Source organism: Pseudonocardia charpentierae (genome assembly GCF_031845345.1).
Taxonomy (GTDB): Bacteria; Actinomycetota; Actinomycetes; order Mycobacteriales; family Pseudonocardiaceae; genus Pseudonocardia; species Pseudonocardia charpentierae.
In genome coordinates this window covers 1-13,787 of record NZ_JAVREJ010000001.1, presented here as the reverse complement: position 1 = coordinate 13,787, position 13,787 = coordinate 1, and the positions used below count along the sequence as shown (strand labels likewise).

The window sequence follows — 13,787 nt, the reverse complement described above, 5'->3', positions numbered from 1 at the left end:
CACTCGTGAGGCTCAGCCGATGTGGATGTTGGTGGCGAACAGGCCCGTCGGGTCGACGCGGTCGCGGATCTGCAGGAGGCGCGCCCGGTCCGCCGGGTTCCACAGCCGACCGACCTGCTCGGCGGTGGCGGTGCCGACGAAGTTCAACAGGGCGCCGTACGTCCACGGGCGGACGGCGTCGATCACCGCCGCCATGGCCGCGGTCGTCGCCTCGACGGGCGGGCCGAACGGCGCACCGACCGTGAACACGGAGAACGCCGCGTCCCGGCCGGCGACCGCGTTGGGGACCACCGGACGCCGGGCGATGGCGCCGCCGAGCAGCCGGACCTCCACCAGTGCGAGCGGCGCCGGCACGTCCGGGCCCGCCACGGCCAGCAGGGCGTCGACGGCCGCGGCTGGCAGCGCATCCACCGTGACGCCGCGCTCGCGGACGGGCATGGGGGTGGTCGGGTCCATGCTCACGGCGTCCACGGCGACGTAGGGCATCTCGTCGACGAGGTCCATGAGCGGGGTGGCCACCGCCCGCATCGGCGCGAGCACCGCCGCACCGTCGGACGCGGAACCGAGGTGGACGAACCGCAGGGAGGTCACGAACCGACCGCGCAGCGGCTCCGGCAGCGACGGGTCCGGGGGGAGCCGCAGCATCGCGACGGAGGTCGTGGTGTCGTCGGAGAGCGTGGGGGCCCACTCGCGCCAGGCGTGCAGCACCGCCGCGGTGGCCTCGCCCGGGAAGAAGATGCAGCCCCCGTAGAACCGGGCGACGGGCATCAGTGCGAACTCGAGGTCGGTCACGATGCCGAAGGTCGACTTGCCGCCGCGTACGGCCCAGAACAGGTCGGGGTCGCTCTCGGGAGTGACGTCGCGGATCTCACCGTCCGCGGTGACGAGGGTGAACCGGCGGACGTGGTCGGCGGCGAAGCCGTAGCGACGCGCCATCGGGCCGAGGCCACCGCCGACGGTGTAGCCGACCACGCCGACCTGCGACGACGAGCCGTTGAGTGGCGCGAGCCCGTACGGCGCGGCCGCGTCGATCACCTGACGCCAGCGGGCTCCCGCCTGGACCCGCGCCGTGGCGGAGTCAGGGTCGACGGCGACGCGGTCCATGCGGTGCGTGCTCACCAGGACGGTGCCGGCGAGGTCGCTCTGCAGGCCATGCCCGGTGCTCTGCACCGCCACCCGGCGTCCGGTCCGCGCGGCGTAGCGCACGGCGGCTGCGACGTCGCCTGCGCTCGTGGCACCGACCACCACTGCCGGGGCTGCGGTGAAGGTGAGGCTGAAGCTGGCGACCTCCTCGGCGTACCCGGGGTCACCGGGCTCCAGGACCGGACCGGCGACGGTGGCGTCGAGCTCGGCGGTGGTCGTGTCCAGCATCGTGGTCATCCGTGGTCTCCCTGCGATCTCCGGCGTCTCAGGAGAGCCTGTCGGGATCGGGAGCCCGGAACGATCAGGGTTCCTGGCGGGTGAGGGTGTGGACAGCACCCCGTTCCCGAGTGCGGCTACGCCTCCTGGAGCCGGTTGCGGAGCGAGGCGAGGGTGCGGGACAACAGCCGGGAGACGTGCATCTGCGAGATGCCGGTGAGCGCGGCGATCTCCGTCTGGGTCATGTCGTGGAAGAAGCGCAGCTGCAGGATCCGCCGTTCCCGCTCGGGGAGCTGGGCCAGCAGCGGCACGACGGCCACCCGGTCCTCCACCAGGCCCATGCCGGGGTCGTCCTCGCCGAGCGACGACGCGAGGCTGCGACCGGGGTGCTCGTCGTCGGCCGGCTGTTCGTCGAGCGACGAAGGGAAGGCCGTCATGTGGGCCTGCAGCACCTCGATCACCTCGTTGAGGGAGATGCCGAGCCGTTCGGCGAGCTCGCTCGGACGCGGTGCGCGGCGCAAATGTTGGGTCAGCTCGTTCACGGCCTCGTACAGGCTGGCCTGCTGCTGCGTGATCCGCCGCGGGATGCGGATGGTCCGCGATCGGTCGCGGAAGTGCCGGCGCACCTCGCCGGTGATCGTGGGTACGGCGAACGACAGGAAGTCGATGCCGCGGTCGGGCTCGAAGCGGTCGACCGCGCCGATCAGCCCGACCGTCGCGACCTGCTCGAGGTCGTCGGGGATGTCGCCGCGGTGGACGAACCGGTGTGCGATGTTCCGGGCCACCGGCAGGTAACCGGTGATCAGTTCCGCACGCAGCTTGTCGCGGCGCGGATCGTCGGGGGCCAGCCGGGCGCGCTCGGTGAACAGCGGGGCCACGTGTGCGTACTCGTTCTCGGCCCGCTCGGAGGCTTCGGCGACGTCCACCAATGTCACGGACATGCGGCAGCGCCTCCTGGATTTCGAGGGGGCGGCTGGATGCACCCGGGGGCCGTCGCTATGGGGAGCGCGACCCTGTCCGAAGGTAGCACCGGTGCGCAGAACTCACCGCTCGACGAAGTGCCCCCGGTGGCCCGTGGCGCCGTGGCGGTGTGTTGCGGTAGAGCTTCCCCGTGGACGAGACGCAGATGCCCGCGGGCCCGGACGAGCCCGCGCCGTGGTCGACGGTCGAGCAACTCGTCCGCACCCTCAGAGTCCCGAAGGGCGACCCCCGGGACCTGGTGCCGCGGATCGTCGGCGAGGCGGTCCGGATCGTCCCGGCCGCGGAGCACGCGGGAGTGATCGTCGCCGAGCCGGAGGGAAAGCTGCGGACGGTGTTCGCGTCGGGACCCGTGCCGCAGCAGCTCGACGAGCTGCAGACGGAGATGGGCACCGGGCCGTGCCTCACCGCTGCCCGCAAGCAGATCGTGGTGCGGATGCACGATGTCGCCGCGGACACCCGGTGGCCCGACTTCTGCCGTGCGGCGAAGGGCTGCGACGTGGGCAGCATGCTCTGCGTGCCGTTGTTCGTCGACGACCGGATGCTCGGCACCCTCAGCTTCTACGGTGAGCAGCCCGACGCCTTCCGCGAGCACGCCGAGCCGGTCGCCCGCATGCTCGCCACGCTGGCGGCGGTCGCCCTGGCCGATTCGTTCCAGCGGACGCGGATCGAGCGGGCGCTGGGCAATCGCGACATGATCGGGCAGGCCAAGGGCATCCTCATGTGCCGGCTCGGAGTCCGGGCCGACGCGGCGTTCGAGATGTTGCGGGCGCACTCGCAGCGCACCAACATCAAGCTGGTGACCGTTGCGGAACGGGTGGCCGAGACCGGCTCGCTGGACGAGGCCCCGCCTACTGCAGAAGGGTGAGCCGCGACAGCCGCGCCGGATCGGCCAGGATGTCGATCTCGACCACCCGGCCGTCGTGCACGGTCATCGCCATCACGGACACAGCCCGGCCGTCGACGACGTTGACGACTCCTGCCGCGCCGTTGACCAGGGCGTGACGGGCGGCGGGTGCGAACCGGCCGAAGGTCAGCGCCTGCCCGGCGACGGTGGCGGCGCCGTGCAGCACAAGCAGGCCCGCACCCGTGTCGACGCGCAGCACGACGTCGGGGGCGAGCACCGCGAGGAGGGCGTCGAGACTCCCGCCTCGGGACGCCGCGAGGAACGCCGCGACGACCTCGCGTTGCCGGGCGAGGTCGGGCTCCGCCGCCGGATTGCGGCCCCGCACCCGCCGGCGCGCCCTGCTCGCGAGCTGCTTGGCCGCAGCGGGCGTGCGGTCCACGATGCGGGCGATCTCGTCGAAGGGCACCGCGAACATGTCGTGCAGCACGAAGACCAGCCGCTCGGTGGGGGAGAGGGTCTCGAGGACGACGAGGAGCGCGAGGCCCACCGAGTCGGCGAGCAGGGCCGTGTGCTCCGGGTCGACACCGTCGACCGCGGTGACGACCGGGTCGGGCAGCCGCGTCTCGAGCGGATCCTCGCGGCGGGCGGCGCGCGACCGCAGCATGTCGAGCGCGATGCGGGCGACGACCGTGGTCAGCCAGCCGCGCAGGTTCGCGACGTCGTCCGTGTCCGACCGGCTCATCCGCAGCCAGGCCTCCTGCACGGCGTCGTCGGCCTCCGCGGACGACCCGAGCATGCGGTAGGCCACGGCGCGCAGGTGCGAGCGATGGGTCTCGAACTGCTGTGCCGGCTCGTCCACCGGTCACCTCCTGCCGCCGGGGTCCGTCACTTCCATGACGGACTCGCCGCACCAGAGGTATCAGCCCGTCGCGGACCGCTGCGCGAGCAGGAACTCCGCGACCTCGCGCGGCCGGCGTCCGGTCACCGCCGTCACGGTCTCGTCGGCCACGAGCACGGCATGGTCGGCGAACCGTTCGTAGTACCGGCCCAGCAGCGTGACGTCGACGGCCGCCGCGATGCCGTGCGGCCACGACCGGTCCATCAGCACGCCGAACAGCTGCGCGTGCAGGTCGTCCATCGCCTCGTCGTCGGCGTCGAGCTCGACGGCCAGCAGGACGTTGCGCGTGCGCACCACCTCGGCCGCCTTCAGCGCCATCTCGACCCCGAGCCGGTTCATCTCGGTGAAGGCGGGCCGCACCTGCTCGGGAACCGCACACCGGGACTGCCGCCGCAGCGCGGCCTCCGCCACGTGCCGGGCGAGGACGTCCATGCGTTCCAGGTCACCGGAGGCGCGGATCGCGGACACCACGGTGCGCAGGTCGCCGGCGACGGGAGCGTGGAACAGCAGGGCGTCCGTCGCGACGTTCTCGACACCGGCCCGCAGCTCGCCCATCACGTCGCTCGCGACGATCTTCTCGGCGAGCCGGAGGCGGCCGTCCAGCAGACCCGCGCCGGCACCGCGCAGGCTCGTCGCGGCTTCCGTGCACATCCGCCCCAGCAGCTCGGAGAGCTGCTCGAGGAGCTGGGGGAGGGCGGGCGGAGCCATCGGTACCGAGCCTCAGACCGTGAGCGGACCGGGCATCCGGCCGGTCACGACGTAGACGACGCGGCGCGAGACGGTGACGGCGTGGTCCGCGTAGCGCTCGTAGAACCGGCCGAGCAGGGTGATGTCGACGGCGGGGCCGACGCCGTGGCTCCAGTTCGGCCCCATGAGCACGCTGAACAGGTGCCGGTGCAGGTCGTCCATCGCGTCGTCGTCGGCCTCGAGCGTGGCCGCGGTCTCGACGTCCCGGCTCCGGATGACGTCGCCGGCCTTGCGCGCGAGCGCGGTCGCGATCTTCCCCATCTCGGTGAAGTAGGGCACGACCTCGTCGGGCAGCACGGACTGGGGATGCCGCCGCCGCGCGGCCTGTGCGACGTGCAGGGCGAGGTCGCCCATCCGCTCGATGTCGCCGGCGCCGTGGATCGCCGAGATCACGACACGCAGATCGGTCGCCACCGGCGCCTGCAGGGCGAGCAACCCGAATGCCTTCTCCTCGGCCGCGACGCGTAGGTCGTCGATCCGGACGTCGTCCGCGATCACCTGCTCGGCCAGCTGCAGGTCCGCATCAAGGAGGGCACGCGTCGCGTGCTCCATCGCCAGGGCGGCCTGGCCACACATGTCGGCGAGCGCGTCCGCGAGCCCGGTGAGCTGTTCCTGGTACAGGTCGCGCATACATCGAGCGTAGTTGTGTCCACCGGGCGAATCGGGAGCGGCGGGTGAACCGGGGATGAACGCTGGCGGACACTCAGCCGCAGGTGACGGCCGGTGTGGCCGGGGTCTCCTGAGCGGCGTCGGGGGCGGCGGAGGCCCGGACCGTGCCGTCGAACGACCGGCCGAGCACGAGCTGCAGCACGCCGGTGGTGCCGGGGTCGGGCACCGCCGACGCCGACGGCACCGCGCCGGCGAGCAGCTGGGCCTGGTCGGCGCGGTCCGGTGAGTACCGGACGACGGTGTCGAGCGCGGCCTGGCCGGCGTTGCGCACCTCCCCCGTGCGGAACCCGAGGTCGCCGAGGGTTCCCGCCACCTCGGCGGCGAGGCCGTCGCGGCCGGAGGCGTTGAGGACGTCCGCGGTGACGTCGGTCGGTGCGGTGGCGGTGACGGGCGTCCGGTCCTGCGCCGGGAGAGGAGCGTCGGTCCGCACGGCGGCGAAGAGGGCCTGCGCGTCGGCCTCGCGCACCTCCCGGTTGCCGCGGCTGTTGGGCTGCGGCTCGGTGGGCACGGTGCGGACCTCGCCGAGCCCGGTCGACAGCGCGAGGAGGTCGGCCACGCCGGTGCCCGTCGACACCACCGCGGTGCCCAGGGCGGGCAGCAGGCCACCGACCCGGCCGGGGTGCAGCAGTGCGGAGGGCGAGAGCGCCCGTTCGAGCGCCGCACCGAGCACCCGTTCCTGGCGCTGGACGAGCGCGGCGCCGCCTGCGGGTTCGTCGTGCACGTCGGCCGCCCGCACGAGGGCGGCGGCGCGGGCGCCGTTCAGCGGACCGGTTCCCGCGTTCGTGACGATCGGGCCGAGCACGGAGTCGAGCACGGGCCGCTCGACGCACACCTGCACGCCCCCCACGGCCTCGACCAGGGCGGAGGTCGCGGCGAGGTCGACCGCGACGAACCGGGTGATCGCGAGCCCGGTGACCTGCTGGGCGGCGCGGGTCGCGCACCGCGGGCCGCCGACGGCGTAGGCGCTGTCGAGGGTGGTGCGGGGCTCCGCGGGAACGGTCTGGTCGAGGTAGGCGGAGGCGGTGGCGTCCCAGCGCTCGCAGGGCGGCCGGGTGATCTCCAGATCCGGCGGGAGCGTGACCGCGACGGAGTGGTCGCTCCGGGCGTCGCGGTGCACGACGGTGACGGTGTTCGCCCGGGTGGTCGCACCCGCGGAGCCGCCACTGTCGGTGGCGAGCAGCAGGACGTTCTCGTCGCCGGTCTGGGCGGCGGCGTCGAGGACGCCGTCGGGCGCGACGTCGACGGCGGCGACCGGCGTGAGCGCGCCGTCGAGCCGGGTGCGACCGACCCAACCCAGGCCCGCGACCAGCACCAGCAGCAGGGCGACCGAAGCGACGGCGTACCGCCCGACGCGCACGGCCGGCGGCGCCTTGGGACGCGCGGTGTCGGCCTCGGCCTCGGCGTCGTCGTCGTCCTCCTCGTCCCGGTCGTGCAGACCCAGGATCAGGCCGGCGTGGGCAGCGGTCAGCCGCGTCAGGGTCTCGTCGATGTGGTCCGCGCGCAGGCGCTCGTCGGAACCCTCGGGCTCGGCACGGGCCCGGCCGCGACGGGTCACGGCGCTGTCCGGCTCGTCGTCCGTCGAGCGTGCGGGCACCTTCGCGGTGCGGGCCTCGGAGCGTGCCCTGGCCACGGACCGGCCCGTTCCGGACGTCCCGACGGGGCGTTCGCCGCCGGTGTCCGTCGCCCGCCTCCGGCCGCGACGGGGCTGGTCGGTGTCCGGAGCCTCGTCGGCATCCGGTTCGGGTGCGCGCCGCCGCCCAGCGGTCGCGGGCGGGTCGTCGGTCGTGGCGGCCCGGTCGTCGTCGGGTCGGGCGGCCTGCCGTCGGCGGCCGGTCGTCTGCGGTCCGTCCGCCGGGACGGGCTGATCGGACTCGTGGTCCGGAGCGGGTCGCCGCCGGCCGGTGGTGGGCCGCGGTGCCGGCTCCACCGGCTCGCAACCGGGCGGCGGCGATGCATCGAGCAGGCGCTCGGCGGCCACCGGCGCGCCGTTCCGCGGGCGCTTAGGAGGCGCGCCGTCGAGTGGCTGCGGTCTGACGCCGGCGTCGACGGGCCGGGCGGTGGGCGGCCGACCGCGACCTGCGCCGTCGGGGTTCCGACGTCCTGGCGCAGCGGGGCCGGGCCGTTGTCCGTCGGGCGGCCCGCCGGGCAGGAGGCCGTCGGGCGGTACGGGACCGGTCCGTGCCCTCCGCGGCATCTCGTGGGGTCGAGCTGCCGGCCCGTAGGCCTCGGGGCCCATCGGCGGTGCTCCGCGGCGCCCGTTCGTGGTCGGGCCTGCGGCTCCACGCTGCCGCGGATCGGCGCCCGGTCCCCGACGCGGCGGGCTCACCGGGCTCCCGGGAGCCGCCCACGGCCTCTCGTCACGCTGAGTGGTCGGTCCTCCAAGCGCCGGGGGCGGTCCCTGGGGGGCTCCACGACCGGGTGGCGGGACTGGGCGGGCGGGTGGCCCGGGCCGTCCGTTGCGGACCGCCGGGGGCTGCCTCGACGGGTCCAGCAAACCGTGCCGTACCAGGAACTCGTCGGACGATTCGACGCGCGGCGGGCGTGGCCGGGCAGGGGGGCGTCGGACCCGGTACTGATCGCTGGTCACGCCACCTCCTCCGACCGCAACGGGAGCAGGACGGGGACGGGTCGTCCCGGCCCCCCGATCTTCGGAGCGTACGGAGCGCAGTCACCGGGCCGTGCAGCGGGATGCACTTCGCGGCCGTCACACGGTCGGTGGGGCCGATGGGGCCGTCTCAGCCGACGGCCGGCCGCCGGACCGCCCGCTCGTGCACCGGCAGCTGGGGGATCGCCCGCCGTGCGCCTGCGGCGCCCGCCAGGCGGACGAAGCCCGTCTCGGTGTCCCGGAAGGCGACGGCGTTGCGGCCGGCTTGCTTGGCTGTGTAGAGCAGGACGTCCGCCTCGCCGACGAGCCGCTCCACCGCAGTCGGCCACCCGACCCAGTGCGCGACGCCGACGCTGACCGTGACGTGCAGCCCGGCCACGAGTTCCTCCCACGCGTGGCGGGCCACCCGGTCGCGGGCGATCTCACAGATCTCCACCGCCTCGGGGTAGCGATGGCCGGGCAGCACGAGCGCGAACTCCTCGCCGCCGAACCGCGCGCAGAACGCTCCGCCGGGCAGGCCGCTGCCCAGCACGCCGACCAGCCGCTGCAACACGCGGTCGCCCAGCAGGTGGCCGTAGGTGTCGTTGACGAGCTTGAAGTGGTCGATGTCGACGAGCGCGACCGACAGCCCGAGTGCCCTGACCGCCGGGTCGACGGGCTGGTCGAGCAGCGTGGCCAGGCACTCGTCGAGATAGCGGCGGTTGTAGCTGGCCGTCAGGCTGTCGCGACGGCTCAGCTCACGCGCCTCGGCGTGCTCGCGTCGCAGCCGGTCCAGCTCGTCGCCGGGCCCGACCCGGCCCTGGAGCAAGCGGACCGCGGCGCGCAGGTGGTCGTACGCCTGCTCCCAGCGGCCCAGCCGGGCGAGGCGCTCGGCGGCCGCCGCGTGCACCGCCGCGCGGTCGTACTCCAGCGCGTCGGTCCCGGTGGCCGGGTCGAGGTCGAGGTAGGGCGACGGCACATTGTGCGCCACCGTGCCCATCACCGAGCAGTCCATCTGCCGGTCACCTCCTGTCGCAGGCGTTGTCGACGGGACCAACGCGCCGCTTGAGCCCGTGGGGGCCAATCCACTCGACCGGGCGAAATGTTCCGCTCCGGGCTCCGGGGTCCCCCTCACCCGCCCGAGTACTCCAACTCGGCGCCGAACGGCACCGACGGGTCGTCCGGGTCGTCGAGCCAGCGCTCCGGCAGCACGACCCGACCCGGCGACCCCTGCCGCCCGCGCGGGCCCTCGGCCTCGGCCGGGAACTCCTGCTCGTGGTCGAGGGTGGCGAGCAGTTCGTCGAGCTCGTCGAGGTTCTCGACGAGCCCGAGCCTGCGCCGGGTCTCGGAGCCCACCGCAAAACCCTTGAGGTACCAGGCGATGTGCTTGCGTACGTCGCGGATGCCCTTGTCCGGGCCCATGTGGTCGCCCAGCAGCTCGGCGTGGCGGCGCAGCGTCACGGCGACCTGGCCCAGCGTAGGTGGCGTGGGCGCCGGACGGCCGGCGAACGCCGCCTCGAGGTCGCCGAACAGCCAGGGCCGGCCCAGGCACCCGCGCCCGACGACCACGCCGTCGCATCCGGTCTCGGCGACCATCGCCAGCGCGTCCGCCGCGCTGAAGATGTCGCCGTTGCCCAGCACCGGCAGCTCGGCGGGCAGCGCGTCGCGCAGCCGGGAGATCTCGGACCAGTCGGCCGTCCCCGAGTAGCGCTGTGCCGCCGTCCGGGCATGCAGGGCGACGGCCGCGACCCCCGCGTCGGCGGCGATCCGGCCGGCGTCGAGGTGGGTGCGGTGCTCGTGGTCGATCCCGATCCGCATCTTGACCGTCACGGGGATCTGGCCGGCGTTGTCGACGGCGGCACGCACGATCCGCTCGAACAGCCGCCGCTTGTACGGCAGCGCCGCTCCTCCGCCGCGCCGCGTGACCTTGGGGACGGGGCAACCGAAGTTGAGGTCGACGTGGTCGGCGAGGTCGCCCTCGGCGATCGCGCGCACCGCGGCTCCGACCGTCGCGGGGTCCACCCCGTAGAGCTGCAGTGAGCGCGGGTGCTCGTCCGCGTCGAAGGCGATCATTCGCGACGTCAGCGGATTGCGCTCCACGAGCCCGCGAGACGTGATCATCTCGCAGACGTAGAAGCCGGCACCCTGCTCGCGGCACAGTCGGCGGAAGCCGGGGTTGGTGATTCCGGCCATGGGCGCGAGCACGACCGGGGTGTCGCAGCGGTAGGGGCCGATCTGCAACGGGCGGGCCACGGCGGTCAGAGGGGCGGTCACGCCACCCATTGTCCCCGGCCCGTCGAAGTGCTCGTCGTGTCGTCGGGAACACGCATCGAAGTGGACCGAGCACGCTGTGTCAATCTCATGTCGAATCGATGAGAACCCGCCAACTCCGCCAGTCGCGACATCAGCGCCCTCGTGCGGACACGCCGTCTGACCAGCCCTTACGGTGATCACGTGACAGACGGCCGGCTCGTGACCACTGCCGAGCTCGCCCGCGCGCTGGGCCTGTCAGCCCGCACGATCCAGCGGTACCGCCAGACCGGGCTGCTGGAGCCGGAGCTGGTCTCCGCGGGCGGCCATGCACGGTGGGACATCGACAAGGTGCGGAGTCGGCTGCGGTCGCTCGCGGAGCGGGCGGAGTAGCCGTTCACCGGTCCTGCTGGGACCGGACCGTGCCTCCTGCGGGCCCTCCGCGCACGACCGCGTCCGCCGCCGCAGCGGCGAGCGCGTGCAGCGAGCACGGCCACCGTCTGGTGGGCACGCCGCGGCCTGCCGTGCCGCACCCGTTGCCCCGGCAGAACCCGTGATCGTCCGGCTGATGCTCACGCAGCAGATTCGCCACGACGTCCGGCATCGCCGCCATCTCCCGCACCAGACCGGCCCACAACTCGTCCGGTGACCTGCGGTTCTCCGTCCGATCAGCGTGCACGTGCGCCCCCTCAGCTCGCCAATCGCGCAACATGAACAGTACAAGCAATAACTGACAGTTACTGAGCCGGTGTCACAATCTCGCAAGACTACACCTTCGCGAGAGCTGCTGGTGCTTCCACCTGCATGAACGGCGGAAGATGGCAGGATGCGGAGCGTGAGCACGCCGCCGGCCCGACCGTCCCGCAGGGACCTGGTGACCACGGGCAAAGCGGCGGAGGCGGTCGGGGTGAGCCACCGGTCGCTGCTGTACTGGGTCTCGAAGGGTTGGATCAAGCCGACCTGGCGCAGCCCGTCGGGTCGGTACATGTGGTCGGTGGAGCACCTGGAGTCGCAGCTGGCGGAGATGGAGGAGCTGCCGCCGGAGCAGCAGTGACGCTCGGGCGGGGTGCTCGTCCAGTAGGGTGCTCGTGCAGGTCTGGGGCCTCTAGCTCAATTGGCAGAGCAGCGGACTTTTAATCCGCGGGTTGTGGGTTCGATCCCCACGGGGCCCACTCATCCCGCTGGTCAGCGCATCGCCTCTCTTGCGGAGACGTCGGCGGGTCTGCCGAGCGCCTGAGCTGGTGCGTGTTCGAGATCGGGTTCGCTCGTTGTACGCGTGCGGAGCGTGGTGATCCGTCCCGAGCGCATGGTTGTGGTCGCCGCCCGCCCCGAGCTGATCGTGTGGGTGCTATCGGAGCTGATCGGACCGCTTTTTGCCCCGCACGATCAACGGGCTCGCCGCAGCGGATCGTGCGGGCTATCCGGCCTTGTTGACCCGCGTTTGACCCCGGACGATCAGCAAGTTCGCCGTTGACCACGCGGACCGCGCGACGCTCACTTTCCTGAGAGCCGCGCCACCACCGGGGCGAACTCCTCGATGAACGCGCCGTTCACGATGACGTAGGAGAAGCCCAGTTCGGCGCGCCGGCGTTCGAGCTCCACCGCCATGTCGTCGACGCTGCCGCAGATCATGGACAGCGAGTCGTGCTCGATCAGGGTTTCCGCGTCGGCGCCGATGAAGCCGCGGATCCATGGTGGGACGTGTTCGCCGACCACGAAGATGTTCATCGCCAGTTCGACGTCCCGGCCTTCCGTCGCCGACCGGATCTCCTCAATGTGGGCGGCGAACTCGTCGCGGGTGGTCAGCGCGCCACCGGCGGGCGCCACGATGTCGGCCTTCGCCGCGGCGAGCCGTCGCGCTTTCGGGCCGCCGACGGCGAGCATGACCGGCGTGTGCGCGTCGCCGTCGAGCCGCCGTACGTGGTCGATCGTCTGGGAGATCGAGTCGAGCCGGCCCTGGCCGTTGGCGTAGCGCAGTCCCAGCTCTTCGGCCTGCTCCCGCATCGACGGCAGCCCTGTGCCGAGGCCGAGCTCGAACCGGCCCTCGGTGAGCGTCGTGACGCTGTGCGCCTCCCACGCCGCCGCCCGCGCGGTCCGCAGCGGGCTGGCCAGTACGTACGAGCCGACGCGCAGCCGGGTAGTGACCGCGGCGGCCGCCGCGAGCGCTGCTGTCGGGGTCGGCAGGTTGAGGTTGTCCGGGGAGAGCAGCGTCGAATAGCCGAGCTCCTCCGCCCGGCGGGCGATGTCCCGCCACTTCGCGCCGCCCTCCTGGGCCGCTGCCACCACACCGAACCGGAACGCCTTCATCAGACCAACCCCGCGCTTGTTCTTGATTCGATTGCCAGCCCGACGCTACCGACCTCGGAGCAACCCTCAGAGATCTGCAGAAGGGGCACCTGGGGCGGTGATCTCCTCACGGCGCCGCGAAGAAATCACCACCCACGAGGGTGTTCAATGCGGCCGGTATGCGTCGCGGCGATGGGCGACAGCCACCACCGCCACGATGTGCTCCTCGTCATCGACCGTGTACAGCGCGCGGTACTCCCCACGCCGGGTGCTCCGCAGCTCCTTCATCGGCGCGTCGAGCTGCTTGCCCAGCAGGTACGGATTCTCGGCCACCGGCCCGGTCAGGTGCTCGAACAGTGCCCGGCCGCCGATGCTGGCAGCCGGTTCATCCCGCGCCGGGCCGCCGCAGTAAAGACCACGGTGTAGCCATCGGCCCGGCTCACTGCTGCGCGGTGCGACGTCTCAAGTCTTCGGCCACGTCCTCCGCCGTTACCAGTCGGCCGGCGCGCAGGTCGTCTAGTACTCCAGCCGTAGATCGTTACGGTCGTCGCTGAGCTGCCTCCTGGCGGCTGTAGTGGCTGGTTCGGGCTCGGTGTTGATGACGTCGTCGCCAGGCTGACCAGGCTCGCGGGCAGGACGGCCGGCGGTGGGGTGTCACGACGAGGGCCAGGAGCAGGCGGCGGATCTCGCTGCAGGTCAAGGGGATCATCCCTGCGGGTGCGGGCTGGCCGGTCTGCTCGTTAGCTGCGATCACCACGAGCAGCGCGTGGGCGATCATCGCCAGCAGTGTCCAGCGCTGCCACGACGTCCAGCGGCGAACCTGGTGCTCATCGAGCCCGGCCAGGCCCTTGCCCGCCTGGAAGGACTCCTCGATGCTCCAGCGGCGGCCAGCGACGCGGACCAGCTCGCGCAGCGGCACCACGTGCGGGGAGTAGCAGCGGTAGAACGCCAGCTTGCCGGTGTTGCGGTGGCGCCGGACCAGCAGCCACCAACACCCCGTGTCCTCGCTGTCGGTGTCACTGCTGGCGGCATTGTCGGGGGTCAGGGTGATCCAGGCCCAGTCGTAGTAGCGCTCTCCCTTCGCACCCGCGCCGGCGGAGAGTTGCTGCCATGCCCAGCGGGGCAAGCTGGCGACCAGAGCGTCGGCGCGGATCGGACCGGCTGAGGTG

The 13,787-nt window shown here is 72.9% G+C and carries 14 protein-coding genes, 1 tRNA gene and 1 pseudogene; 4 read left to right on the top strand and 12 right to left on the bottom strand.

The genetic code is table 11. From position 1 onward, the window contains the following. Window positions 1–12: 12 nt before the first annotated feature. Both RM445_RS00080 and RM445_RS00075 read right to left on the bottom strand, forming a co-directional pair. Entirely contained in the window at window positions 13–1,380 is a 1,368-nt protein-coding gene (locus tag RM445_RS00080; RefSeq protein ID WP_311553819.1) for an FAD-binding oxidoreductase, read from the bottom strand. Between the two features lie 116 nt (window positions 1,381–1,496). Then, complete coding sequence (locus tag RM445_RS00075) at window positions 1,497–2,300, bottom strand: SigB/SigF/SigG family RNA polymerase sigma factor (protein ID WP_311553818.1); 804 nt, start codon at window positions 2,298–2,300, stop codon at window positions 1,497–1,499. Window positions 2,301–2,470: 170 nt separating this feature from the next. On the opposite strand from RM445_RS00075, the gene RM445_RS00070 reads away from it, so the two are divergent. Then, window positions 2,471–3,205 (top strand): GAF and ANTAR domain-containing protein, encoded by a 735-nt coding sequence (locus tag RM445_RS00070; RefSeq protein ID WP_311553817.1) that lies wholly within the window; start codon window positions 2,471–2,473, stop codon window positions 3,203–3,205. Here the strand turns inward: RM445_RS00070 and RM445_RS00065 are convergent. From RM445_RS00065 to dusB, 6 genes are all read right to left on the bottom strand, one after another. Next, on the bottom strand, window positions 3,189–4,043 hold the full coding sequence (locus RM445_RS00065; RefSeq protein ID WP_311553816.1) for a sigma-70 family RNA polymerase sigma factor: 855 nt from the start codon (window positions 4,041–4,043) through the stop codon (window positions 3,189–3,191). The two genes, RM445_RS00070 and RM445_RS00065, sit on opposite strands and share 17 nt — an antisense overlap. Before the next feature lie 60 nt (window positions 4,044–4,103). Further along, on the bottom strand, window positions 4,104–4,790 hold the full coding sequence (locus RM445_RS00060) for a phosphate signaling complex PhoU family protein (protein ID WP_311553815.1): 687 nt from the start codon (window positions 4,788–4,790) through the stop codon (window positions 4,104–4,106). Window positions 4,791–4,802: 12 nt separating this feature from the next. Next, window positions 4,803–5,459, bottom strand: coding sequence for a phosphate signaling complex protein PhoU (phoU, locus tag RM445_RS00055; RefSeq protein WP_311553814.1), 657 nt, complete (start codon window positions 5,457–5,459; stop codon window positions 4,803–4,805). 73 nt (window positions 5,460–5,532) lie between these two features. Beyond that, on the bottom strand, window positions 5,533–7,476 hold the full coding sequence (locus tag RM445_RS00050; RefSeq protein ID WP_311553813.1) for an LCP family protein: 1,944 nt from the start codon (window positions 7,474–7,476) through the stop codon (window positions 5,533–5,535). A gap of 757 nt (window positions 7,477–8,233) precedes the next feature. Beyond that, complete coding sequence (locus RM445_RS00045) at window positions 8,234–9,097, bottom strand: GGDEF domain-containing protein (protein WP_311553812.1); 864 nt, start codon at window positions 9,095–9,097, stop codon at window positions 8,234–8,236. 116 nt (window positions 9,098–9,213) lie between these two features. Beyond that, window positions 9,214–10,365, bottom strand: a complete 1,152-nt coding sequence (gene dusB, locus RM445_RS00040; RefSeq protein WP_311553811.1) for a tRNA dihydrouridine synthase DusB — start codon at window positions 10,363–10,365, stop codon at window positions 9,214–9,216. Between the two features lie 171 nt (window positions 10,366–10,536). On the opposite strand from dusB, the gene RM445_RS00035 reads away from it, so the two are divergent. Beyond that, a complete protein-coding gene (locus RM445_RS00035; protein ID WP_311553810.1) occupies window positions 10,537–10,725 on the top strand; it encodes a MerR family DNA-binding transcriptional regulator in 189 nt (62 codons plus the stop codon). Window positions 10,726–10,729: 4 nt separating this feature from the next. On the opposite strand, the gene RM445_RS00030 is transcribed toward RM445_RS00035, so the two are convergent. Beyond that, a complete protein-coding gene (locus tag RM445_RS00030; protein ID WP_311553809.1) occupies window positions 10,730–11,011 on the bottom strand; it encodes a hypothetical protein in 282 nt (93 codons plus the stop codon). 156 nt (window positions 11,012–11,167) lie between these two features. Between RM445_RS00030 and RM445_RS00025 the strand changes: the two genes are divergently transcribed. Together RM445_RS00025 and RM445_RS00020 are read left to right on the top strand one after the other, a co-directional pair. Then, complete coding sequence (locus RM445_RS00025; RefSeq protein WP_311553808.1) at window positions 11,168–11,386, top strand: MerR family DNA-binding transcriptional regulator; 219 nt, start codon at window positions 11,168–11,170, stop codon at window positions 11,384–11,386. 45 nt (window positions 11,387–11,431) lie between these two features. Further along, window positions 11,432–11,504: transfer RNA gene (locus RM445_RS00020), tRNA-Lys, on the top strand. A 322-nt stretch (window positions 11,505–11,826) separates the two neighbouring features. Here RM445_RS00020 and RM445_RS00015 read toward each other — a convergent pair. From RM445_RS00015 to RM445_RS00005, 3 genes and pseudogenes are all read right to left on the bottom strand, one after another. Beyond that, window positions 11,827–12,639 carry an LLM class flavin-dependent oxidoreductase gene (locus RM445_RS00015; RefSeq protein WP_311553807.1) on the bottom strand — a complete coding sequence of 271 codons (813 nt, stop codon included), beginning with the start codon at window positions 12,637–12,639 and terminating at the stop codon, window positions 11,827–11,829. Window positions 12,640–12,783: 144 nt separating this feature from the next. Continuing rightward, window positions 12,784–12,951 (bottom strand): type II toxin-antitoxin system RelE family toxin, encoded by a 168-nt coding sequence (locus tag RM445_RS00010; RefSeq protein WP_311553806.1) that lies wholly within the window; start codon window positions 12,949–12,951, stop codon window positions 12,784–12,786. A gap of 205 nt (window positions 12,952–13,156) precedes the next feature. Continuing rightward, window positions 13,157–13,787: pseudogene (locus tag RM445_RS00005) on the bottom strand (IS701 family transposase); the annotation flags it as partial.

Bases quoted from the DNA above. Each gene is read 5' to 3' on its own strand.
- RM445_RS00080 (WP_311553819.1), bottom strand. From the start codon at position 1,380: ATGACCACGATGCTGGACACGACCACCGCCGAGCTCGACGCCACCGTC.
- RM445_RS00075 (WP_311553818.1), bottom strand. From the start codon at position 2,300: ATGTCCGTGACATTGGTGGACGTCGCCGAAGCCTCCGAGCGGGCCGAG.
- RM445_RS00060 (WP_311553815.1), bottom strand. From the start codon at position 4,790: ATGGCTCCGCCCGCCCTCCCCCAGCTCCTCGAGCAGCTCTCCGAGCTG.
- phoU (WP_311553814.1), bottom strand. From the start codon at position 5,459: ATGCGCGACCTGTACCAGGAACAGCTCACCGGGCTCGCGGACGCGCTC.
- RM445_RS00045 (WP_311553812.1), bottom strand. From the start codon at position 9,097: ATGGACTGCTCGGTGATGGGCACGGTGGCGCACAATGTGCCGTCGCCC.
- dusB (WP_311553811.1), bottom strand. From the start codon at position 10,365: ATGGGTGGCGTGACCGCCCCTCTGACCGCCGTGGCCCGCCCGTTGCAG.
- RM445_RS00015 (WP_311553807.1), bottom strand. From the start codon at position 12,639: ATGAAGGCGTTCCGGTTCGGTGTGGTGGCAGCGGCCCAGGAGGGCGGC.